Source organism: Cedecea sp. AS113 (assembly GCF_037152415.1).
GTDB lineage: Bacteria > Pseudomonadota > Gammaproteobacteria > Enterobacterales > Enterobacteriaceae > Cedecea.
The window spans coordinates 245,921-269,508 of record NZ_JBBCMI010000005.1 but is presented as its reverse complement, the minus strand read 5'-3'; the positions used below and the strand labels follow the sequence as shown (position 1 = coordinate 269,508).

Below are 23,588 nucleotides of genomic sequence, written 5' to 3'. Positions count from 1 at the left end.
TACTTATTTAACCTGTTTCAGTACGTCTGCAGTGATGTCTTTAACGTCGTTACCTGCGTAAGCAACGGTGTTTGCATCCAGAACAACATCATAGCCTTTATCGTCTGCAACTTTCTTCACAGCGGCCTGGATACGAGTAACCAGTTTGCTGCGCTCTTCGTTGGAACGACGGTTACGATCCTGCTCAAAAGCCTGTGCTTTTTCGGAGAACGACTGGCGCTGAGCCATGACGTCTTTTTCCATTTTGCTGCGATCTGAAGCTTTCATGGTTGAACCATCGCGCTGCAGGCGCTGCATTTTGGATTGCAGATCGTTTTCCATTCCCTGCAGTTCGCTGGCGCGGCCTTTGAACTCATTTTCCAGGGTTTTAGAAACACCGGTGTTTTGTGCGACCTGTTGGAACAGGTTGCCCATGTTAACTACTGCGATGCTGGAGGCAGCCTGAGCGCCGGCTGAAGCAACCATAGCAATCCCGAGACCTGCGGCAACTAACCACTTTTTCACTATAAACTCCTTACCATCCCATAGGCGTCCGAAGACACTGTTTTTTTGCGAGCACCTGCCAACTGACTAAACGGCTAACAGGTGCAGCGCCTCACTGCTGTTGCGTTCCATCGCGCAGAACAAATTACCAGGTTTTACCAATGTTAAACTGGAACTGTTCTGCCTTGTCTCCATCATATTTCTTATACGGCTGAGCATAAGAGAAGACCAGCGGCCCCAGAGGCGACATCCACTGCAGCGCAATACCTGCAGACATACGGATGTTACTTGGCGTGCTGTAATCAGGTATACCTGCCGCTCTGGTCGCGTCGGTGTTCTCCCATTTGGTATCCCAAACGGTACCTGCATCGACAAACAGGGAAGTACGAACAGAGTTTGCGTACTTCTCACTCAGGAACGGCGTCGGGGTAATCAGCTCAAGGCTGGCCACACCCATGGCGTTACCGCCCACCGCATCGTTAGAGTTACACACAGTACCAGTGCCACAGTTACGCTGGTTCGGGCCGTAATAAGCGGCTTTTGGACCAATGTTGTTTGACTGGAAACCACGCACGGTGCTGGAACCACCGGCATAGAAGTTCTCGTAGAACGGCAGTTCTTTACCACCCAGACCATCGCCGTAACCCCAACGGGTACGACCCAGCACAACCCACGTATGATTGTCATTGATCGGGAAATAACTCGCCGTATCTAACGTCACTTTGTAGAACTCGTTATCGGAACCCGGAATGGTGACTTTACCATTCAGGTTGACGCGAGAACCATCCGTCGGGAAGTAACCGCGGTCAAGGTTGCTGTATGTCCAACCATAGTTCAGAGTGAAGTCATCTGCCGAGAAACTGTTGTCGTTGGCATTCATAGTTGGGTGCTGACCCACAGAATCCAGGTAGCGCCACATAGCTATCTGCGGCTGCATGTTCGACAGATCGTTATGCACGTAACCCAAACCAAGGCGCAGCGTGTTGTATTCATTCACCGGGAAGCCCAGTGTTGTATCCAGCCCGTAGCTCTTGTTGGTGTAGTCAGACAGGTCCGCGTCATCAGCTTTAAAGTCGTTGAAGAAGATACGACCACCAAGGCTAACACCATCCACCGTAAAGTATGGATCGGTCGCTGACAGTTCCGCGTAGGTCTGGTAATCGTTTTTGGTGCCGCTGATCCCAACCGAGTAGCCTGTACCCAACCAGTTATCCTGCTGAACACCGACCTGGAAGCTCACACCGCTTTCAGTACCGTAGCCAACACCGAAGTTGAAACTACCGGTGTTACGCTCTTTCACTTTATAGACAACGTCAACCTGATCCGGGCTGCCGGATACGCGCTGGGTGTCCACATCGACGGTCTCGAAGTAACCCAAGCGGTTCAGACGTTCTTTACCGGCATCAACGAGGTTGCTGCCCAGCCACGCCCCTTCCATCTGGCGCATTTCACGGCGCAGAACGGCATCTTTACTGGTGTCGTTGCCTTCGAAGCGGATCTTACGCACGTAGTAACGGTTACCGGAGTCGACGTTAACGTGCAGCTTCACGGTTTTGTCAGCGTCATTAATTTCTGGCTGAGTCTGTACGCGCGGATAGGCGTAGCCATAGCGACCCAGCAGTTTCTTAATGTCGTCTTCCATTTTGGTGACTTTGGTGCCGTTATACAGCTCACCCGGCTGCATCTTAGTCAGGCTTTCAATTTCCGCAGAATGCCCGGCCAGATTGCCTTTCACATCCACGCCGGCGATCTTGTACTGCTCGCCTTCGGTGATGTTGATGGTCACATAAATGCTTTTCTTATCCGGCGTCAGGCTAACCTGCGTGGAGTCAATATTGAAACGCGCATAGCCGCGATCCAGATAGTAGCTACGCAGGGTTTCGAGGTCCCCCGCCAGCTTTTGCTTCTGGTATTTACGATCGCCGACGACGTTCCACCACGGCACTTCATCACGCAGTTGGAATCGGGAGATCAGCTCATCTGTGGTAAACGCGTGGTTACCGACGATGTTGATCTGCTGGATTTTTGCGGAGACGCCTTCCTGGAACACCAGTTTCAGGTCAACACGGTTACGCGGCAGCGGCGTGACGACAGCTTTGACGCTGGCGCTGTATTTCCCGACGCTGTAGTAGAAATCTTCCAGCCCTTTCTCGATGTCGCCGAGGGTCGTGCGGTCGAGGGATTCCCCCACGCGTACGCCGGAAGCTTCAAGGTTCTGCTTCAGCATGTCATCTTTCACCGACTTGTTGCCGGAGAAGGTGATGCTGGCAATGGTTGGACGCTCTTTGACCTGCACAAGCAGCGTATTACCATCACGCAGCACTCGCACATCTTCAAAGTTGCCGGTGGCAAACAGTGAGCGGATTGTATTACTGATATCCTCGTCAGAGACGGTGTCGCCTACGCGAACCGGCATACTGAGGAGGGCCGCACCGACGGCGACTCGCTGCAGGCCTTCGAAATGAATGTCTTTCACCACGAACCCGTCTGCACCGTATACGGTGGCGCTGCTAAACAGCAGCGTCGCTATGAGGAGCTTTTTCATCGCCATCGTTGTTATGCGTTCTTCCTAACCTAATTCTCTCTATAAACGAGAGAAATCATTGAAAAGTGCAAGCCCCATTAATAGCACCAGCAAAATAGAGCCAATGCGATAACTGAAGTCCTGAACTCGCTCGGAAACCGGAGTGCCTTTCAGTTTCTCAACCGCCAAAAAGAGCAGGTGCCCGCCGTCAAGGACGGGAAGAGGAAACAGGTTAATGATCCCTAAGTTGACGCTGATAAGCGCCAGGAACATCAGGAAGTAAATTAACCCATATTCCGCCGACATACCTGCCCCTTGAGCTATGGAGATTGGCCCACTGAGGTTGTTCAGTTTTACATCACCGGTTATTAATTTCCCCAGCATGTTGACCGTCAGCTTCATCAGTTGCCAGGTTTTATCCGTGGCTTCTGCTACAGCGGTAAACGGCCCATACTGACGCACTGTTTTGTACTCGTCGGGCAGCGGGATAATTTTAGGTACTACCCCTGCAAACCCTTCTGCCTTCGCTTTACCCGGTTTTGTATCCGGTATCAGCGTCAAAGACAAGGGGCTCCCCTGTCTTTCAATCTCTAAGGCTAGCGGCTGACCTGGATTGTCACGCACCAGGTTAACAAACTCACTCCATTGAAGGAGTGGCTGACCGTTGACTTTAACGATCCTGTCCCCCGCTTGCAAACCTGCCTTATTGGCCGCGGACTGCGGCTGAACTTCGTCCAGCACGTTTTCAATTTGCGGACCACGGGGCCTGAATCCAAGTGATACGACCGGATCCTGCTTATCAGGCTCAAACTGCCAATGGCTTAGATCAAGGGTGACATCACGCGTTTGATTTGTCCCAAACGGCGCATAAGACACTCTCGCGCTCGCATCGCCAATCTTACCGATTAAAGCTAAACGAACAGCATCCCAATCAGGCGTTTCGATACCATCTATCGCTTTTAGTTCCATGCCGGCGCTAATTTGTGCTTCCGCCGCGATAGAGTTGGGGGTTATTTCACCGATCACTGGACGCAGGCTGGGAATGCCAATGATAAACACCAGCCAATAGGCAAAGATAGCGAAGATGAAGTTAGCGATTGGGCCAGCGGCGATAATCGCCGCTCGCTGAGAAACCGTTTTATTGTTAAAAGCAGCATGACGCATCTCCGGCAGCACCGGCTCAACGCGTTCATCCAGCATTTTAACGTAGCCACCCAGCGGGATCAGCGCGATAACAAATTCGGTTCCCTGACGGTCAGTACGACGCCAAAGCGCCTTACCAAACCCGATGGAGAAGCGTTCCACACGAACGCCACAGCGGCGAGCAACCCAAAAATGGCCGAACTCGTGCACGGTAATTAAAACACCCAGTGCAACGATAAACGCAGCCAAATTCCAGAGTATGCTCAACATAAAACCTTCCGTTAAATCGTCCTGAATACCAGAAGCAGCAGACAGGCAAACACCGGCACTGCCGCTGTCAGGCTGTCAATGCGGTCAAGAATACCACCATGTCCCGGGATAAGGTGACCACTATCTTTAATCCCTGCTTCGCGTTTGAACATACTTTCGGTCAAATCACCTAAAACGGAAGCCAGCGCGGCAACAATGGAACAGGTTAGCAGAACAACAGGTGCCACGTTCAAATTCGCCCACATGCCGAACAACAACGAGATGACGGCAGAAGTCGCAAGGCCACCAATAAACCCTTGCCAGGTCTTGCCAGGAGAAACCTTTGGCGCAAGTTTATGCTTGCCAAACATCTTCCCGAAGACATAAGCGCCAGAGTCTGCGCCCCAGACCAGGAACATCACATACAGTAACCAAACAGAGCCGCTGTAGTGGTTAATATCATAATGCCAGCTGCGCAACGCTACCATGCCCCAGAAGAAGGGAACAATGGTCAGCAGGCCAAAGACCAGGCGAAGCGGTTTGGAATTACGCCACAGCGCCGCAGAAGCCGGATAGAACAGAACCAGCAACAGCGCCGCTACCCACCACACTAGCGATGCCCAGAGTGAGAATTCGATTATCGGCAAATGCACCGAATGCCGATACTCCGGCAACGAAATCAGCATGACGGCAAGCAACAGACCACATAGCACCGCCAACCAGACACGTTGCGAACGCGCAACAAAACCGGCGAGTTGCCCCCATTCCCATGCGGCCAGCATACAAATCACCAGCGTAGCAATCGCAAATCCTACTGGCGGAAGCCAAAACAGCGCCGCGATGACAACGGGAATCATAATAAACGCGGAAATCAGGCGATACTTCAGCAAAAGTGACCCCCAACAGGCTTATTCACCACCAGGTGCTGTGCCACCAAAACGACGCTCTCGGTTTGCAAAAGCATTTAGCGCACCTTCAAAGTCTTGTTCATCGAAATCAGGCCAAAGAACATCGGTAAAATAAAGTTCCGCATAGGCAATTTGCCAGATGAGGAAGTTACTGATGCGATGCTCTCCTCCTGTCCTAATTACTAAATCTACGGGAGCCAGTTCATGCATGCAGATCTGCTGACCGAGCAGTTCTTCATCTATCTGATCCGGGCGCAATAAGCCTTCCTGCACCTGCGACGCAAGCTGTCGCACTCCCTGAATGATATCCCAACGCCCGCCATAATTCGCAGCGATATTGAGCGTCAGCCCAGTGTTCTCACTGGTTAATGCTTCAGCTTTTTTGATTCTTTCCTGCAGGCGGAGATTAAATCGGCTGGTATCGCCGATAATACGCAAGCGAACATTATGACGGTGCAGGCTTTTCACCTCACTGTCTAATGCCCAGACGAACAGCTCCATCAACGCGGTCACTTCCTGAGCGGGGCGGTTCCAGTTCTCGCTGCTAAAAGCGTAAAGCGTCAGCGCATCGATACCGTTATTCGCTGCAAAAGTCACAGCGCGGCGTACCGATTTCGCGCCAGCTTTATGACCGAAAACCCTCATTTTACCCTGACGCTTAGCCCATCGGCCGTTGCCATCCATGATGATGGCAACATGGCGGGCGCCATGCGTAGTTAAGGATTCGCTTAATTGTTGATTAGCAGACAACATAACGCGTAATGATTCCCTGAAAAAAATTAAGCGGTACTCAGGAATATTGAAGCCTGGTGCATAAAAAAGCCGTGTTGTGACACGGCTTCCCACTCAACGCTCAGTCACATCTGGCGATTAAGTGGCGCAGACTATATCACTGAAGCACAAAGCGAACAAATGGCGGCACTTCAGCCGGATGAATTATCACCGGCTTGAGAGGTGCATCACTTGTTTCCTGGCGATTTCACGAGCAACAGCGTCCACACTAAGCACTTCATCCACACTTTGTGGATCAGTTAAATTCATTTGATCCAGCACGCTGCGGTTCAGCACTGCGATATCCGTAAATCTGACCTGCTGATTCAGGAACGCCTCAACAACCACTTCGTTTGCCGCATTTAGCGCGGTTGTCGCCGCCTGCCCCTGCGCGCTGGCATCAATGGCTAACTTAAGGCATGGATAGCGCTCAAAATCTGGTTCCATGAAAGTCAGCGAACCGATTTTGCAGAAATCGAGTGGTGTAACACCAGATTCTACGCGCGCGGGGTAAGCCATCGCATGGGCAATAGGCGTACGCATGTCGGGCTCACCAAGCTGAGCCAGCACGCTGCCATCGCGGTAACGAACCATAGAATGAATGACAGACTGAGGGTGAATCAGCACTTCCATTTGTGCAGCTGAAGCGTTGAACAACCAGCGAGCTTCAATGTATTCGAGACCTTTGTTCATCATAGTGGCAGAGTCGACGGAAATCTTACGCCCCATCGACCAGTTCGGGTGGCTGCATGCCTGATCCGGCGTCATCGCCGCCAGGTCTGCATAAGCCGTTTCCCGGAACGGGCCCCCCGATCCGGTGAGGATAATAGACGACACGCCATTATCTTCGAGGCTAGCGTATCCCAGGTTACGCTGGATTGTTTCCGGCATACTCTGAAAAATGGCGTTATGTTCGCTATCGATAGGCAACAACTGCGCTTTGCTACGAGCAACCGCTTCCATAAACAAACGTCCGCAGGTAATCAGCGACTCTTTGTTCGCCAGCAGAACCTGCTTACCGGCGGAGATAGCGGCAAGCGTTGAAGACAGCCCTGCCACGCCCACAATAGCAGCCATCACCTGATCCACTTCGTCAAGCGTAGCAACTTCGCAAGCGGCCTGCTCACCGGCCAAGACTTCAGTTTTACTCCCCTGCTCTTTCAGGGTACGACGGACTTCCGCCGCCGCAGACTCACTGGCCATGACCGCATACTTCGGCGAGAACGCCAGGCACTGCTCCACCATTTTCCCGACATTAGTGCCCGCAACCAGAGCCGTAACGGCAAATTTTTCAGGATTATGACGAACGACGCTAAGCGTGCTGACGCCAATAGAGCCGGTGGAACCAAGAATAGTGAGCTGCTTCATGAGGTACTCGGGGTCGTAAAATGAAGGATTAATGGCGCAATAGTTTGCGGCGCGGGACGCCCATTGTCTACGCCTTTACTTGACGTTTTTATAAAGCAAAACGCCGCCCGTAAACGCTTCGCGGTGCGCGAGGGCTTACTGGGCGGCGAATTTTCCACAGAAAATGTGGATTAGAACTGCATCAGCTCAGTTTCTTTTTCAGACAGAGCCGCATCCACTTTCTTGATAGCAGCATCAGTCAGCTTCTGCACGTCGTCCTGAGAACGGCGATCGTCATCTTCACTGATCTCTTTGTCTTTCAACAGCGCTTTAACTTTATCGTTAGCGTCGCGGCGAACGTTACGAACAGCCACGCGTGCGCCTTCGGCTTCGCCACGTACCACTTTGATCAGGTCTTTACGACGCTCTTCGGTCAGCGGAGGCAGTGGAACACGGATATCGGTGCCCGCAGAGCTTGGGTTCAGACCAAGGTCAGAGGCCATGATCGCTTTCTCTACCGCCGGGCCCATAGAACGATCGAAGACGTTGATCTTCAGAGTACGGGTATCTTCAACGGTGACGCTGGCCAGTTGGCGCAGCGGCGTTGGTGTGCCGTAGTATTCTACGACGATGCCGTCCAGCAGGCTTGGAGAAGCGCGGCCGGTACGGATTTTGCTGATTTGGTTTTTAAACGCTTCGACGCATTTATCCATACGCACTTCAGCATCTTTTCTGATATCGCTAATCACGTTACGAATCCTTGAAAACTGGTTTAAGGCAGACCACGCTTATTCTCTGCAGCTGCAACGCCGCAGGCTAAGTATAGCCCTGTTTATTCCTGGCTGTAGATAAAGCCAAATCTTACCCTGATTACCGGGCAACTGAAATTATTCAGTAATTAAAGTGCCTTCTTTCTCACCCATTACCACACGACGTAGCGCACCCGGCTTGTTCATGTTGAACACGCGGATCGGCAATTTGTGGTCACGAGCAAGGGTGAACGCGGCAAGATCCATCACTTTCAGCTCTTTATCCAGCACTTCACTGTAGGTCAGCTGATCGTACATGGTTGCAGCAGGATCTTTTGCCGGATCGGCGGTAAACACGCCATCCACTTTAGTGGCTTTCAGTACCACATCTGCTTCGATTTCGATTCCACGCAGGCAGGCCGCAGAGTCAGTGGTAAAGAACGGGTTACCGGTACCGGCAGACAGGATAACTACGCGGTTAGCGCGCAGCAGGCTGATCGCTTCAGCCCAGCTGTAGTTATCACAAACGCCATTCAATGGAATAGCGGACATCAGGCGGGCGTTCACATAGGCGCGGTGGAGCGCATCGCGCATCGCCAGGCCATTCATTACGGTCGCCAGCATGCCCATGTGGTCGCCCACGACGCGGTTCATGCCGGCTTTAGCCAGGCCCGCACCACGGAATAAATTACCACCGCCGATTACCACCCCGACCTGAATGCCAAGTTCCACCAGCTCTTTAATTTCCTGAGCCATACGGTCCAGAATACTCGCGTCAATACCAAAGCCTTCTGTGCCTTGCAGAGCTTCGCCGCTCAGTTTGAGCAGAATACGTTTGTAGACGGGTTTTGCATTGGTAGCCATGTTTCTTTCCTGAGAACAGTCAACGAATGGGGGATGGTTAATTCTGGCGACATTCTGTCGCATTTCAGCCCGCTCGCCTAACGGAGCGCTCTGAAATTGTAAGGCTGGATAAAAAGGAACCGCCGGTTGGCGGTTCCTTTTAAACCATTAAGACTGCTTGGACATGGCAGCAACTTCTGCTGCAAAGTCAGTCTCAACTTTCTCGATACCTTCACCCACTTCGAAGCGGATGAAGTTAGTTACGTCAGCATTGTGCTCTTTCAGCAGCTGAGCAACAGTTTTGCTTGGGTCCATAACGAACGGCTGACCAGTCAGAGAAACTTCACCGGTGAATTTCTTCATGCGGCCTTCAACCATTTTCTCTGCGATTTCTTTTGGTTTACCGGACTGCATCGCGATGTCCAGCTGAACCTGGTACTCTTTCTCTACAACTTCTGCAGAAACGTCTTCAGGCTTAACGAACTCAGGCTTGCTTGCAGCGATGTGCATGGCCAGCTGTTTAACCAGCTCTTCATCAGCACCTTTAGCGGCAACCAGAACACCGATACGTGCGCCGTGCTGGTAAGAACCCAGAACTTCGCCTTCCAGGGAAGAAACGCGACGGATGTTGATGTTCTCACCGATTTTAGCAACCAGTGCAACGCGCTCTTCTTCAAACTGCGCTTTCAGAACTTCAACGTCGGTGATTTTACCCGCGACTGCTGCATCCAGAACTTTGTTAGCAAATGCCTGGAAACCGCCGTCTTTAGCAACGAAGTCAGTCTGGCAGTTAACTTCCAGAATCACGCCGTAGTTGCCGTCGATCTTAGTGATGATCACGCCGTCAGCAGCAACGTTGCCTGCTTTTTTAGCCGCTTTGATCGCACCGGATTTACGCATGTTCTCGATTGCCAGCTCGATGTCGCCGTTGGCTTCGGTCAGCGCTTTTTTACAATCCATCATGCCAGCGCCAGTACGCTCACGCAGCTCTTTTACCAGGGATGCGGTAATTTCAGCCATTCTAAAATCCTCGGAGATGTTGCCTGCCCGGCGCATTGGCCAGACGGGCTTAAAAGTGAAAAAGGGGCCATAAAAAGGCCCCTAACCAAACTAGATACTACCTGGTTAAATAAGGGCTCTAGCGAGCGTGCCTTATTATTCTGCTTCTACGAAGCTTTCTTCCGCCTGGGAAGCCAGATCCTGAGAACGGCCTTCACGAACGGTTGCAGCTACAGCGCCCAGGTACAGGCTAACAGCACGGATAGCATCGTCGTTACCAGGGATAACGAAATCAACACCGTCCGGATCAGAGTTGGTATCAACGATAGCAAATACTGGGATACCCAGGTTGTTTGCTTCTTTGATAGCGATGTGCTCGTGATCGGCATCGATAACAAACAGTGCGTCCGGCAGGCCGCCCATGTCTTTGATACCGCCCAGGCTGTTTTCCAGCTTGTCCAGCTCACGAGTGCGCATCAGCGCTTCTTTCTTAGTCAGCTTGTCGAAAGTACCGTCTTGAGCCTGAGTTTCCAGGTCTTTCAGACGTTTGATGGACTGACGAACGGTTTTCCAGTTAGTCAGCATGCCGCCCAACCAGCGATGGTTCACGAAGAACTGATCGCAGCTGTTAGCAGCGTCTTTCACCGCTTCGCTTGCAGCGCGTTTAGTACCAACGAAAAGGATTTTGCCTTTGCGAGAAGAAATCTTGTTCAGTTCAGCCAGAGCTTCGTTGAACATTGGTACAGTTTTCTCAAGGTTGATGATGTGAACTTTGTTACGTGCGCCGAAGATGAAAGGCTTCATTTTCGGGTTCCAGTAACGGGTCTGGTGACCGAAGTGAACACCAGCCTTGAGCATGTCGCGCATGGAAACAGTAGCCATGTTTTAAAACCTCTATATAAAGTATGGGGTTATGCCTCCACGTATCCCATATTGCCGACCCCAAAGGGCACCCCGGAATATGTGTCGATACGTGTGTGTTATTTACACAAAGTGAGCGTATTTGGCTGTACCCGAAAAATCGGAATACAAGTCCGGCGCGCTTTATACCATAAATGGCGCCCAGACTCCAATAGTTGTTGCCGTGATACGCACTTGATGATTCTCAATTTTGCAGGGAGACGCCCCCCCTGATACCATTACAGCAACTTCCCTGCTCATTTCATGTCGACGTTATCGACATCTGCGGATCTGATATGGCTATCTCAATTAAGACACCTGAAGAAATCGAAAAAATGCGCGTCGCTGGCCGCCTGGCTGCCGAAGTGCTGGAAATGATCGAATCCCACGTTAAACCGGGCATTACCACCGGCGAGCTGGATCGCATCTGTAATGATTACATCGTGAATGAACAGCAGGCTATTTCCGCTTGTCTGGGCTATCACGGCTTCCCAAAATCCGTCTGTATCTCTATCAACGAAGTGGTTTGCCACGGCATTCCAGATGATGAAAAAGTGCTGAAAGACGGTGATATCGTCAATATCGACGTAACCGTTATCAAAGACGAATACCACGGCGACACCTCTAAGATGTTCATCGTAGGCAAGCCGACGATTCTCGGCGAACGCCTGTGCCGCATCACCCAGGAAAGCCTGTATCTCGCGCTGCGCATGGTGAAACCGGGCATCCGCCTGCGCACGCTCGGCGCAGCAATCCAGAAGTTTGTTGAAGCAGAAGGTTTCTCCGTCGTACGTGAGTACTGTGGCCACGGCATTGGTCGCGTATTCCATGAGGAACCTCAGGTACTTCACTATGACGCAGATGACGGCGGCGTAGTGCTTCAGCCGGGCATGACCTTCACTATTGAACCGATGGTTAACGCCGGTGATTACCGCATTCGCACTATGAAAGACGGCTGGACGGTGAAAACCAAAGATCGCAGCTTGTCTGCTCAATACGAGCATACTATTGTGGTGACGGAGAACGGCTGCGAGATTATGACCCTGCGTAAAGATGACACCATCCCGGCAGTGATTTCGCATAACGAATGATGCCCTGACGTCAGTCAGCAATCTAAGCCGGCCCTGAGCCGGCTTTTTTTATGGGTAGCGCACAATGAGTCCAGCTTTGCCAGAGCAGTTTGCCAACACCACCGAACCCGAGATCGCCGGCCAGCCGGACTATCCAAACAGCTGGCAGGAAGCCGAACTTAACTGCGCAGACATCAAGTCGCACTTAGACACTTTCCAGAAATGGCTGGGTAAAGCCTTCGATAGCGGCGTTTCCGCTGAACGGCTTATAGATGCCCGCACCGAATTTATCGATCAGCTGCTGCAGCGGCTGTGGATTGCCTACGGCTTTGCCGATGTTCCCGAAGCCGCGCTGGTTGCCGTGGGCGGCTATGGCCGCGCCGAGCTTCACCCGCTGTCTGATATCGATCTCCTGATTCTGAGTAGAAAACGGCTAACGGACGCCCAGGCGCAGAGTATCGGCGAGTTGCTGACCCTGCTTTGGGACGTGAAGCTGGAAGTGGGCCACAGCGTACGTACGCTGGAAGAGTGCCTGCTGGAAGGCTTGTCCGATCTGACGGTCGCCACTAACCTCATCGAATCTCGCTTGTTAATTGGCGATGTCGCCCTGTTCCTTGAGCTTCAGAAACACATTTTCAGCGAAGGTTTCTGGCCGTCGGCCAAATTCTTTGCCGCCAAAGTCGAAGAGCAAAACGAGCGTCACCAGCGCTATCACGGCACCAGCTACAACCTTGAGCCCGACATCAAAAGCAGTCCTGGCGGCCTGCGTGACATTCACACGCTGCAGTGGGTTGCCCGCCGTCACTTCGGCGCCACCTCCATGGGCGAAATGGTGGACTTTGGTTTCCTGACTGAAGCAGAGCGTAAAGAGCTGGATGAATGCCAGCATTTGCTGTGGCGCATTCGCTTTGCCCTGCATCTGGAAGTCAATCGCTACGACAACCGGCTGCTGTTTGACCGCCAGCTTAGCGTGGCCCAGCGCCTGCATTACAGCGGCGAAGGCAACGAGCCGGTCGAACACATGATGAAGGACTTCTACCGCGTCACTCGCCGCGTGGGCGAATTGAACCAGATGCTTTTGCAACTGTTCGATGAAGCCATTTTGGCGCTCGATGCCAGCGAAAAACCGCGCCCGCTGGATGATGACTTCCAGCTTCGCGGCACGCTTATCGATCTGCGGGATGAAACCCTGTTTATGCGCGAGCCGCAGGCTATTCTGCGCATGTTTTACATGATGGTGCGTAACCGCGACATCACCGGCATTTACTCCACGACGCTGCGCCACCTTCGTCACGCCCGCCGTCACCTGACCCAACCGCTCTGCTACATCCCGGAAGCGCGCGAGCTGTTTCTGGTGATGCTGCGTCATCCTGGCGCGGTAAGCCGTGCGCTGGTGCCAATGCATCGCCATAGCGTGCTATGGGCCTATATGCCGCAGTGGTCGCATATTGTCGGTCAGATGCAGTTCGACCTGTTCCACGCCTACACCGTGGATGAACACACCATTCGCGTCCTGCAAAAGCTGGAAAGCTTCGCGAAAGAAGAAACTCGCTCTAAGCACCCGCTGTGCGTCGATCTTTGGCCGCGCCTTTCCCATCCTGAGCTGATTTTAATCGCCGCTCTCTTCCACGATATCGCCAAAGGGCGAGGCGGCGATCATTCCGTGCTGGGCGCGCAGGATGTGCTGAAATTTGCCGAGCTTCATGGCCTTAACTCCCGGGAAACTCAGTTGGTTGCGTGGCTGGTCCGTCAGCATCTACTGATGTCCGTCACCGCTCAGCGCCGTGATATTCAGGATCCTGAAGTCATTAAACAGTTTGCCGAAGAGGTGCAGACCGAAAACCGCCTGCGCTATCTGGTCTGCCTGACGGTGGCGGATATCTGCGCAACCAACGAAACGCTGTGGAACAGCTGGAAGCAAAGCCTGCTGCGTGAGCTGTACTTCGCCACCGAGAAACAGCTGCGCCGCGGGATGCAGAACAGCCCGGATATGCGCGAACGTGTTCGTCACCACCAGCTTCAGGCGCTTGCCCTGCTGCGGATGGACAACATTAATGAGGAAGCGCTGCATCACATCTGGGCGCGCTGCCGGGCAAACTACTTTGTTCGCCATACGCCAAACCAGATCGCGTGGCATGCCCGGCATTTGCTGAAGCACGATCTTAGTCAGCCAATGATCCTGCTGAGCCCGCAGGCAACGCGCGGCGGCACGGAGATCTTTATCTGGAGCCCGGACAGGCCTTATCTGTTTGCCGCCGTCTGCGCCGAACTCGACCGTCGTAATCTCAGCGTTCACGACGCGCAGATCTTCACGACCCGCGACGGTATGGCGATGGACACCTTTATCGTGCTCGAGCCCGACGGCAGCCCGCTGTCCATTGACCGACACAATATTATTCGCCACAGCCTCGAACAGGCGATCACCCAGACGACCTGGCAGCCACCGCAGCCACGCCGTCAGTCGGCAAAACTGCGTCACTTTACCGTCGATACCGAAGTCAATTTCCTGCCAACGCACACCGACCGGCGTACGTTCCTTGAGCTGATTGCGCTCGATCAGCCGGGTCTTTTGGCCAGGGTGGGTGAAGTGTTCGCCGACCTCGGTATTTCGCTCTACGGGGCGAGAATTACGACAATTGGTGAGCGAGTAGAAGATTTATTTATAATCGCCACCGCAGACCGGCGTGCACTTAATAATGTGCTCCAGCAGGAAGTGCAGCAACGGTTGACAGCGGCCCTTAATCCAAACGATAAATAACGGTCTTTTATTTTTTACCTTTTTAGCCCGAAAGCGACAGTCAAGTTGATTGTCGCCCAAAAGTTGAAAGGTAAGTCACAATCAGGAAATGTTCATCATGCAGCAGCTACAAAATGTAATCGAAACCGCTTTCGAGCGTCGCGCCGAGATCACCCCGGCAAATGTTGATACCGTGACCCGCGAAGCGGTAAATCAGGTGATTGCCCTGCTCGACAGCGGTGCGCTGCGCGTTGCTGAAAAAATTGATGGCCAGTGGGTTACTCACCAGTGGCTGAAGAAGGCGGTACTGCTTTCTTTCCGCATTAACGACAACAAAGTTATCGAAGGTGCAGAAAGCCGCTATTTCGATAAAGTCCCGATGAAATTCGCCGACTACGACGAAGCGCGCTTCCAGAAAGAAGGTTTCCGCGTTGTGCCACCGGCGGCAGTACGCCAGGGCGCGTTCATCGCACGTAACACCGTGCTGATGCCATCCTACGTCAATATCGGTGCTTATGTTGATGAAGGCACCATGGTCGACACCTGGGCAACCGTGGGCTCTTGCGCGCAGATCGGTAAAAACGTTCACCTGTCCGGCGGTGTCGGCATCGGTGGCGTACTGGAACCACTGCAGGCTAACCCAACCATCATCGAAGACAACTGCTTCATCGGCGCGCGTTCCGAAGTGGTTGAAGGCGTGATCGTTGAAGAAGGTTCCGTGATCTCCATGGGCGTTTACATCGGCCAAAGCACCCGCATCTATGATCGCGAAACCGGTGAAGTCCACTACGGCCGCGTGCCAGCAGGCTCCGTTGTCGTTTCCGGCAACCTGCCTTCTAAAGACGGCTCTTACAGCCTGTACTGTGCGGTGATCGTGAAGAAAGTAGACGCCAAAACCCGCGGTAAAGTGGGTATCAACGAACTGCTGCGTACCATCGACTAAGTTTTTTGCTCCAAAAGGCGGGTTATCCCGCCTTTTTTGCATCTGGCACTAGCGGAAAAGGAATTTTCCGTTAACTCTCTAATGGTTATTGATATTGAAGGGTACCGCTTATGTACGATAATTTAAAAAGTCTGGGTATTACCAATCCTGATGAAATCGATCGTTACAGCCTCCGGCAGGAAGCCAACAACGATATCCTGAAAGTCTATTTCCAGAAGGATAAGGGCGAGTTTTTTGCCAAAAGCGTGAAGTTTAAATACCCACGCCAGCGCAAAACCGTGGTGGCCGATGGCGTAGGCCAGGGCTACAAAGAAGTGCAGGAGATCAGCCCCAACCTGCGCTATGTCATCGATGAACTCGATCAGCTTTGCCAGCGTGACCGCACCGAAGTCGATCTTAAGCGTAAGATCCTCGACGATTTGCGCCACCTCGAGTCCGTGGTGACCAACAAGATCAGCGAAATTGAATCCGATCTGGAAAAACTGACTCGCAATAAGTAGTGCAGAACTCAATAAAAAAAGGGCCGCAAACGCGGCCCTTTTCAGCTCTACACGAAGATTACTGCATCAGAAGGTAAATCTGCGCATCACCGCGCTGGATGCTCAGCGCCATCACCGACGGCTTGCTGTCCATCACTTTACGCAGCTCAGCGATATTGTTCACCGCCTGCTGGTTCACGCCGACGATAATGTCACCTTTTTTCAGGCCAATACGCGCGGCCGGGGTATTTGGCTTCACGCTGGTGACCTGCACGCCTTTCTGGTCTTTACCGCCGCGGTTGCTCATCTCCGCACCTTCAATACCGGTGAAGATAGTGGCGGCATCAACCTGATTCTGAGTGCTTTGCTGCAGCTCCAGACTCACCGTCACTGGCTTGCCATCACGCAGCAGACCCAGCGAGATTTTGCTGCCCACTGGCATAGAACCCACTTCTGCGCGCAGTGCGGCAAAACTACTGATCGCCTTGCCGTTCAGCGTGGTGATCACATCCCCTGCTTTGATCCCTGCTTTAGCCGCGGAAGAGTTCGGCATGACCTGGCTGACAAACGCGCCACGCTGAGCGTCGACTTTCATCGCTTTCGCCAGCTCGGAGTTCAGCTCAGTGCCCATAATCCCCAGCTCGCCGCGACGAACCTGACCGTACTGCACCATCTGAGCGGTCAGGTTTTTCACCATGTTACTCGGGATAGCAAAGCCGATACCGATGTTGCCGCCGTCCGGGGCCAGAATCGCCGTGTTGATACCGATAAGCTCGCCGTTCAGGTTAACCAGCGCCCCGCCGGAGTTACCGCGGTTGATCGCCGCATCGGTCTGGATAAAGTTTTCGTAGTTTTCCACGTTCAGGCCGCTACGGCCCAGCGCAGAAACGATACCGGAGGTCACGGTTTCGCCCAGGCCATATGGGTTACCGATGGCTACGGTGTAATCACCTACGCGCAGCGCGTCGGAGTCGGCAATTTTAATCGCCGTCAGGTTTTTAGGATCCTGCAGCTGAATCAGCGCGATATCGGAGCGTGGGTCTTTACCCACCACTTTGGCGTCAAACTTACGGCCATCGCTTAGCTGAACTTTAATCACGGTGGCGTTATCCACCACGTGGTTGTTGGTCACGACATAGCCTTTCGCCGCATCAATAATTACCCCAGAGCCCAGGGCCATAAACTTCTGCTGCTGGCTGCCTCCGTCACCACCACCGCCCTGAGCACCACCGCCCTGGCAGAAAGGTGAGCTTTGGAACGGCGAACCGTCCTGGCAGAACGGGGAATTATCGCCGAAGAATTGCTGGAAATTACGCCCCATACGCGGAGTATTTACCGTTGTGCTCCCTTCAACGTTGATACTCACCACTGAAGGCATCACCTGCTCCAGCATCGGCGCGAGGCTTGGCAGCGGCTGCGCAGCAGATGCGGAAGAGGCCGTCTCAGCGGCGGAGGCAGACATCGGACTCAGCGCCAAACCCAGACTAAGAGCCAGCGCACTCATTGCTAACGTGGTTTTTTTCATGGAATCATCTCAACTTTCAAATAACGCAAAATTGCTGTGTTGGTACACCATTCAGAGTGAAGTTTACGCGCTAAGTTCAGCGCTTAAGTGCATGGAAAAAGTAAAAATTTATTCTCTATCTTTACAAAACTCCCGAGAAAACTCACTCCACCGCCATCAGGCGTCGATACTCATCCCAGGCATATAAATCGGTCATTCCACTGATGTAATCCTGAATAAGCCTTGCACGGAAATAGTATTCCCACACGGAAAAATCAAGGCTTGCCGGGTGCAAAGCGCTCACCGCTTCTACATAGGCAAGCCTATGTTTAGTTGAAAGTTTGTGGAAAAGTCTTGATTCAATAGGCAGACGACGCAGGCTTTCCTTGCTCACCAGCTCCGTGAAGTCCTCCGTTGAAAGCTCGAGTAAGGGACTGTAAATATCCAGTAAACCGCTGATAACCCGATAACCCTGCAGCTCCAGTTGCTCAATATCCGGGTGGCTGAAGACCTGCCGCACGGCCACCTGCTTGTACAGCTCCAGCAGTCGGGCATACGGGCTGTCGTCCTCCAGCAGCGCATGATTGAACTCACCGGAATAAATCTCAGGCAAATTGTCGATAAAACGCTGGGCGGCATACGGCGCCAGTTTGTTTAGCGTATTGACACGCAGGTACATAAAGAACTGATCTTCCGCACTGCGGCGCATTTGGTTGGTGCGGGATTTCTCCCAGGCATCTTTGACTACCAGCTCAAAGAGATCGCCTTTCTTCTGCTCGCCCCAGGACTCGCTCAGATGCTGATAAAGCTGCTCGACGCTGAAAATACGTTTCTCAACGGCATCTTCGAGATCCGCCACGCAGTAAGAAATATCGTCCGCTGCCTCCATGATCCAGGTTAGCGGAAAACGGCTGTACTCGCCCAGGTTCAACTCTTTGCGCAGGCGCTCGATGTATCCTTCTTCCGACAAATAAAAGCCCGGCTTCTTCATCAAATAAGCGTGGCTTGCTGGCGGCTTTTGGGCAAACCAGGCCGGGCGGGTGTATTTGAGAATGCAGCCGACCTGCGCCCAGGTCAGGTTCATCCGCAGCAGGCTGTGCACCAGCCGGATGCCTTGCGCATTCCCTTCAAAATGGCACAAGTCCTGGCGAACTTTGCTGCGTAACGTATTTAATCCCTCTTCGCCTTCGCGCAGCCGGAGCACATCCACCTTGCAGCGATCGTCACTGCGTGGCTGTCCGCCGCTGTCTTTCGGCTGCAGACGCTGGCGGAACCAGTCGTTAATCGCCGACTCGCCAAAATGCCCGAACGGCGGATTGCCGATGTCATGCATCAGGCAGGCCATTTCCACTATGCTTTCAAACGGGCCAGTTAGCTCATCCAGCCCATATTTCCCCAGCGCCTTCTGCTCTTTCAGGCGGCTAAGGATCTCTTTGGCAATGTAGCGCCCGACCTGCTGCACCTCCAGCGAATGGGTAAGACGGGTGCGCACGGCAGCATTACGCTCCAGCGGGAAGACCTGCGTTTTCTGCTGCAGGCGGCGAATTGCGGGAGAATTAATGATCCTGCCGCGATCGCTTTCGAAGATACGCAGGATCTCAAGTTCGCTCTTCTCTCCTTCGGGCGAGCGGAAGCGTCGGTGCCAGTTAATTTTTTTGCGGAAGTCTATTTCGCTCATGCCCACTCCTGTTCCGTTGATAAGGAGACTGTATGCCATGATAGACTATGCCCCGAAAATTGAGTCATGTTCCACCACATTAGCGAGTATCTCTATGAAAGCAGGCATTATTGGTGCAATGGAAGAAGAAGTTACGCTGCTGCGTGACAAAATCGAAAACCGCCACACTCTGAGCATCGCCGGTTGCGAAATTTATACCGGGACGCTGAACGGCGTTGAAGTCGCGCTGCTGAAGTCCGGCATCGGCAAAGTTTCTGCGGCCATGGGTGCTACGCTGCTGCTGGAACACTGCAAGCCAGACGTGATCATCAACACCGGTTCCGCAGGTGGCCTGGCGCCGACGCTGAAAGTGGGTGATATCGTGGTATCTGAAGAAGTGCGTTATCACGATGCTGACGTCACTGCTTTCGGTTACGAATATGGCCAGATGGCGGGCTGCCCGGCAGCTTTCATTGCCGATAAAAAGCTTATTGAGGCAGCAGAAACCTGCATTAAAGAGCTGGATCTGCACGCGGTTCGCGGCCTGATCGTCAGCGGCGATGCGTTTATTAACGGCTCAGTGGCGCTGGCAAAAATTCGCCACAACTTCCCGCAGGCCGTGGCGGTAGAAATGGAAGCGACGGCCATCGGCCACGTTTGCCATAACTTCAACACGCCGTTTGTGGTTGTACGCGCCATCTCCGACGTGGCCGATCAGCAGTCCCACCTGAGCTTCGAAGAATTCCTGGCCGTCGCCGCCAGGCAATCCACCCTGATGGTGGAAAAACTGGTTCAGCACCTGGCTCGTGGCTAAGCTCATCCTTTGGCGCGGGGCGACCGCCCTGCTCCTTTGCCTCCCGGCGCTGCTGTTTGCGGCGCCTCGGGTCATCTCCCTCTCTCCCGCTAATACAGAACTGGCCTTCGCCGCCGGTATCACCCCTATTGCGGTGAGCGCTTACTCTGATTACCCGCCGCAGGCAAAGCAGATTGAACAGTTAGCCAACTGGCAGGGCGTGAACTTCGAGCGCATCGTTGCCCTGAAACCGGACGCAGTCCTCGCCTGGCGAGCTGGTAACCCGGACAGGCAGGTAAACCAACTGGTTTCGCTGGGCATTAAGGTCATCTGGCTGGATCCTAAAAGCGTTGCCGACGTTGAGGCCGCGCTGCGTCAGCTAGCCCCGCTCAGTCCAACACCAGAAAAGGCAATCAAAGCCGCAGAGACGCTATCCCGGCAGTTTGCAGAGCTAAAAACTCGCTACAGCCATACCCAAAGCAAAAAAGTGTTCCTGCAGTTCAGCCAGCAGCCGCTGTTTACCACCAGCAAAGATTCCATTCAGAACGAAGTCGTTGAGCTTTGCGGTGGGCGCAATATTTTCGCTGACAGCCGGGTTCCCTGGCCGCAGGTCAGTCGCGAGCAGGTTCTGACGCGTCAGCCGCAGGCTATTATTATCTCGGGCGATGCGAGCAATATTCCGTCGGTGCAGCAGTTCTGGAGTAATCAGTTGAAAGTTCCGGTTATTGCCGTGAATGATGACTGGTTTACTCGCTCGGGCCCGCGTATTATCCTCGCCGCAAAACAGCTCTGCGAAGAGCTGGCGAAAGCTTAACGTCATGCTCTGAGGGTCATAAATGCTGGTCTATTGGCTGGATATTGTCGGTACCGCCGTGTTCGCTATTTCCGGCGTTTTGTTGGCCGGAAAGCTGCGGATGGATCCCTTTGGCGTGCTGGTGCTTGGGGTGGTTACCGCGGTAGGCGGGGGAACTATCCGCGATATGGCGTTAGCCAACGGCCCGGTATTCTGGGTGAAAGATCCCACGGACCTTGTCGTCGCCATGGTGACCTGTATGCTGACGATCGTCCTGGTTCGCCAGCCGCGACGCCTGCCTAAGTGGGTACTTCCCGTACTGGATGCCGTCGGCCTGGCGGTGTTTGTTGGCATCGGCGTCAATAAAGCGTTTCTGGCCCATGCCAGCCCTCTGGTTGCAATCTGCATGGGCGTAATCACTGGCGTAGGCGGCGGGATCATCCGCGACGTATTGGCCCGTGAAGTCCCGATGATTCTGCGCACCGAGATTTATGCCACCGCCTGTATTATTGGCGGTATCGTCCACGCCACGGCTTACCACACCTTTAACGTCCCGCTGGAGCAGGCCAGTATGATTGGTATGGTGGTCACGCTGGCGATTCGCCTGGCGGCCATCTACTGGCACCTTAAACTGCCGACCTTTGCGCTAAATGACCGACAATAGCGATAAAAAAAGCCGCGTTTGATACGCGGCTTTTTTATTTCAGCAACTTATCAGATGCTGAAGGAGGAACCACACCCGCAGGTGCTTTTCGCGTTCGGGTTAGTCACCACGAAGCGGGAGCCTTCCAGGCCTTCGCTGTAATCCACCGCGCCACCGACCAGGTATTGCAGGCTCATTGGATCCACAACCAGGGCAACGCCCTGCTTCTCGATGGTCATATCGCCGTCGTTGATCTGGTCGTCAAAGGTAAAGCCATACTGGAAGCCGCTGCAACCACCACCGGTGATATAGACGCGAAGTTTCAGATTCGGGTTCTCTTCGTCTGCAATCAGACTTTTCACTTTATTGGCTGCGGCTTCGGTAAACTGCAGCGGCAGCGCTACTACGTCATCACTCATTTTTTGCTCCCAACAATTAACAAGTCGGGCAGAAAACAACCCGCACTTTTGCGGCATTATCTAATACCCGAGTAATTCGTTCAAGTATTCTGCCCGGCGGAAGCCTGCTCGCCTGCTCGCGCTTTCTCAGCTTCTTGTTTTGCCAGAGTTCTTGCCAGAATCACCGAGTATAGCGGTTTCCCGCCCAAAAATTGTGCCAACAGTGTCGCCCCAAGACAGGTGATAATCATTGGCAGAATGAGCTGGTAATTATCCGTCATCTCAAGCACCAGCACGATAGCGGTGAGCGGTGCACGCAGTGAGGCGGCGAGTAACGCTCCCATTCCGGCAATCGCAAAGGTGCCCATATCAAGATGATACGCGGGGAACCAGGCGGCACAAGCCGTGCCAAACGCGGTGCCAAGCAGCGTGCCCAGCGCCAGCATCGGGGCAAAAATACCGCCCGGTGCACCGGAGGAGAAACAGAGTAAAGTGGTGATGACCCGAGCGATGAAAAGGAACAGCAGCATGCCGATGGTGTAATTCCCCACGGCCGCAATCGGGATAAGGCTAAACCCGCCGCCGGACGCCGCCTGCTGAATAAGCCCTAGCACACCGCAAAGCCCGCCAATAAGCCCGCCGATCAGCACCCACTTCTTAATGTTGCCGCCGTGAATGCGCTGGAACATATCCTGAGCGCCGATCACCAGCCGGTTAAACACCACGCCGACAATGCCAAAAATCATGCCGAGGATCAGATACAGCCAGAGCGTGTTGACCGGCGCATCCGCCAGCTTACCCACCTGAATCACCGTGGTTTCGGTATTAAAGATCCGGAACACGATGCTCGACATAATCACGCCGATAAACACCGCTTTTATCGAAACCAGGTTATAGCGGAACTGGGTACGCATCTCTTCGATGATAAACAGGATCCCGGCCAGCGGCGCATTAAATGCCGCAGACAGCCCGGCAGCAGCGCCAGTTGCCAGCAGCGAATGACGAGCTTCCGCACTTTTCATGCGGAAAATGTCTGTCACCATACGCCCGATGTTACCGCCAAGCTGTACGGTCGGCCCTTCACGCCCCAGCACCATTCCCGCGCCGAGCGTGCCCATCCCGCCGATGAATTTCACCGGGATCACGCGCCACCAGCGCACCGGCCGCAAATCCTCCAGTGCCCCTTCGATTTCAGGAATGCCCGACCCACCGGCTTCAGGCGCGAAACGACGCACCAGAAAATAGCCGACCATCGCCAGCAGCGCCGAGCTGATAAACGCCAGCGGCCATACCAGCCAGGCGCTGTCCGCGACCTGCGCCAGCATACCGATACGGTGCTGAAGCACCCAGTTAACCGACTTCTCAAACGCCACGCCGACCAGGCCCGCCAGCGTGCCAACCACCGCGGCCATCAGCAAAATCATTAGCGGCATTTTATCCTGGCCAATCAGACGACGCAGAATCGCTCCGCGACGCTGTTGGACGCTTTGCGCCTGATCGAGAGAGTTATGGGCTAAATTCATGGTTCCGAACCGGTTAGTCATACAAATAAGGCGGGCATTTTACCCACAGAAAAGACCTTCGTCTTATTAAATTAGCTAATAAACCGTAACGTTTGATTTGGGCAAATATTTCAACGCGAGGCAGGTTTCACA

General features: G+C 53.5%; 21 protein-coding genes. 7 read left to right on the top strand and 14 right to left on the bottom strand.

What is annotated here, in order from left to right:
• Nucleotides 1-3: 3 nt before the first annotated feature.
• The 10 genes from skp to rpsB all read right to left on the bottom strand — a co-directional run bounded on the left by skp (nt 4) and on the right by rpsB (nt 10,898).
• Entirely contained in the window at nt 4-504 is a 501-nt protein-coding gene (skp, locus tag WFN87_RS08475) for a molecular chaperone Skp (RefSeq protein WP_008456940.1), read from the bottom strand.
• Nucleotides 505-628: 124 nt separating this feature from the next.
• Entirely contained in the window at nt 629-3,034 is a 2,406-nt protein-coding gene (bamA, locus tag WFN87_RS08470; RefSeq protein WP_008456939.1) for an outer membrane protein assembly factor BamA, read from the bottom strand.
• Nucleotides 3,035-3,067: 33 nt separating this feature from the next.
• Nucleotides 3,068-4,420 (bottom strand): sigma E protease regulator RseP, encoded by a 1,353-nt coding sequence (rseP, locus tag WFN87_RS08465; RefSeq protein WP_008456937.1) that lies wholly within the window; start codon nt 4,418-4,420, stop codon nt 3,068-3,070.
• Nucleotides 4,421-4,431: 11 nt separating this feature from the next.
• Nucleotides 4,432-5,289 carry a phosphatidate cytidylyltransferase gene (gene cdsA, locus WFN87_RS08460; protein ID WP_008456935.1) on the bottom strand — a complete coding sequence of 286 codons (858 nt, stop codon included), beginning with the start codon at nt 5,287-5,289 and terminating at the stop codon, nt 4,432-4,434.
• 18 nt (nt 5,290-5,307) lie between these two features.
• A complete protein-coding gene (ispU, locus tag WFN87_RS08455; RefSeq protein ID WP_008456932.1) occupies nt 5,308-6,060 on the bottom strand; it encodes a (2E,6E)-farnesyl-diphosphate-specific ditrans,polycis-undecaprenyl-diphosphate synthase in 753 nt (250 codons plus the stop codon).
• A gap of 186 nt (nt 6,061-6,246) precedes the next feature.
• Nucleotides 6,247-7,446: a 1-deoxy-D-xylulose-5-phosphate reductoisomerase gene (gene ispC / locus WFN87_RS08450; RefSeq protein WP_008456931.1), complete on the bottom strand. Its 1,200-nt coding sequence runs from the start codon at nt 7,444-7,446 to the stop codon at nt 6,247-6,249.
• A gap of 170 nt (nt 7,447-7,616) precedes the next feature.
• A complete protein-coding gene (frr, locus tag WFN87_RS08445) occupies nt 7,617-8,174 on the bottom strand; it encodes a ribosome recycling factor (RefSeq protein WP_008456929.1) in 558 nt (185 codons plus the stop codon).
• 138 nt (nt 8,175-8,312) lie between these two features.
• On the bottom strand, nt 8,313-9,038 hold the full coding sequence (pyrH, locus tag WFN87_RS08440; RefSeq protein ID WP_008456928.1) for a UMP kinase: 726 nt from the start codon (nt 9,036-9,038) through the stop codon (nt 8,313-8,315).
• A 147-nt stretch (nt 9,039-9,185) separates the two neighbouring features.
• The gene (tsf, locus tag WFN87_RS08435) at nt 9,186-10,037 is read right to left on the bottom strand and encodes a translation elongation factor Ts (RefSeq protein ID WP_008456925.1); all 852 of its coding nucleotides are present in this window, start codon (nt 10,035-10,037) and stop codon (nt 9,186-9,188) included.
• Between the two features lie 135 nt (nt 10,038-10,172).
• Nucleotides 10,173-10,898 carry a 30S ribosomal protein S2 gene (rpsB, locus tag WFN87_RS08430; protein WP_008456923.1) on the bottom strand — a complete coding sequence of 242 codons (726 nt, stop codon included), beginning with the start codon at nt 10,896-10,898 and terminating at the stop codon, nt 10,173-10,175.
• 314 nt (nt 10,899-11,212) lie between these two features.
• Between rpsB and map the strand changes: the two genes are divergently transcribed.
• The 4 genes from map to WFN87_RS08410 all read left to right on the top strand — a co-directional run bounded on the left by map (nt 11,213) and on the right by WFN87_RS08410 (nt 16,166).
• A complete protein-coding gene (gene map, locus WFN87_RS08425; RefSeq protein ID WP_039300527.1) occupies nt 11,213-12,007 on the top strand; it encodes a type I methionyl aminopeptidase in 795 nt (264 codons plus the stop codon).
• Between the two features lie 64 nt (nt 12,008-12,071).
• The gene (gene glnD, locus WFN87_RS08420) at nt 12,072-14,744 is read left to right on the top strand and encodes a bifunctional uridylyltransferase/uridylyl-removing protein GlnD (protein ID WP_034808526.1); all 2,673 of its coding nucleotides are present in this window, start codon (nt 12,072-12,074) and stop codon (nt 14,742-14,744) included.
• A gap of 97 nt (nt 14,745-14,841) precedes the next feature.
• Entirely contained in the window at nt 14,842-15,666 is an 825-nt protein-coding gene (gene dapD / locus WFN87_RS08415; protein ID WP_008456915.1) for a 2,3,4,5-tetrahydropyridine-2,6-dicarboxylate N-succinyltransferase, read from the top strand.
• A 110-nt stretch (nt 15,667-15,776) separates the two neighbouring features.
• A complete protein-coding gene (locus tag WFN87_RS08410; protein WP_008456913.1) occupies nt 15,777-16,166 on the top strand; it encodes a DUF3461 family protein in 390 nt (129 codons plus the stop codon).
• A 58-nt stretch (nt 16,167-16,224) separates the two neighbouring features.
• Here the strand turns inward: WFN87_RS08410 and degP are convergent, their stop codons facing one another.
• Nucleotides 16,225-17,670: a serine endoprotease DegP gene (gene degP, locus WFN87_RS08405; RefSeq protein ID WP_008456911.1), complete on the bottom strand. Its 1,446-nt coding sequence runs from the start codon at nt 17,668-17,670 to the stop codon at nt 16,225-16,227.
• A 142-nt stretch (nt 17,671-17,812) separates the two neighbouring features.
• On the bottom strand, nt 17,813-19,327 hold the full coding sequence (gene dgt / locus WFN87_RS08400) for a dGTPase (protein WP_166993603.1): 1,515 nt from the start codon (nt 19,325-19,327) through the stop codon (nt 17,813-17,815).
• Nucleotides 19,328-19,421: 94 nt separating this feature from the next.
• Here dgt and mtnN point away from each other — a divergent pair, with 94 nt between their 5' ends.
• The 3 genes from mtnN to WFN87_RS08385 are packed head-to-tail and all read left to right on the top strand — an operon-like array spanning nt 19,422 to nt 21,556.
• Nucleotides 19,422-20,120 carry a 5'-methylthioadenosine/S-adenosylhomocysteine nucleosidase gene (gene mtnN, locus WFN87_RS08395; protein ID WP_166993601.1) on the top strand — a complete coding sequence of 233 codons (699 nt, stop codon included), beginning with the start codon at nt 19,422-19,424 and terminating at the stop codon, nt 20,118-20,120.
• The gene (btuF, locus tag WFN87_RS08390; RefSeq protein WP_336982878.1) at nt 20,113-20,913 is read left to right on the top strand and encodes a vitamin B12 ABC transporter substrate-binding protein BtuF; all 801 of its coding nucleotides are present in this window, start codon (nt 20,113-20,115) and stop codon (nt 20,911-20,913) included. Before mtnN ends, btuF begins: the two co-directional genes overlap by 8 nt.
• Nucleotides 20,914-20,935: 22 nt before the next feature.
• Complete coding sequence (locus tag WFN87_RS08385; RefSeq protein WP_008456904.1) at nt 20,936-21,556, top strand: TRIC cation channel family protein; 621 nt, start codon at nt 20,936-20,938, stop codon at nt 21,554-21,556.
• 50 nt (nt 21,557-21,606) lie between these two features.
• Here the strand turns inward: WFN87_RS08385 and erpA are convergent, their stop codons facing one another.
• Both erpA and clcA read right to left on the bottom strand, forming a co-directional pair.
• Nucleotides 21,607-21,954, bottom strand: coding sequence for an iron-sulfur cluster insertion protein ErpA (gene erpA / locus WFN87_RS08380; protein WP_008456903.1), 348 nt, complete (start codon nt 21,952-21,954; stop codon nt 21,607-21,609).
• An 80-nt stretch (nt 21,955-22,034) separates the two neighbouring features.
• Entirely contained in the window at nt 22,035-23,456 is a 1,422-nt protein-coding gene (clcA, locus tag WFN87_RS08375; protein WP_166993595.1) for a H(+)/Cl(-) exchange transporter ClcA, read from the bottom strand.
• Between the last annotated feature and the right edge of the window lie 132 nt (nt 23,457-23,588).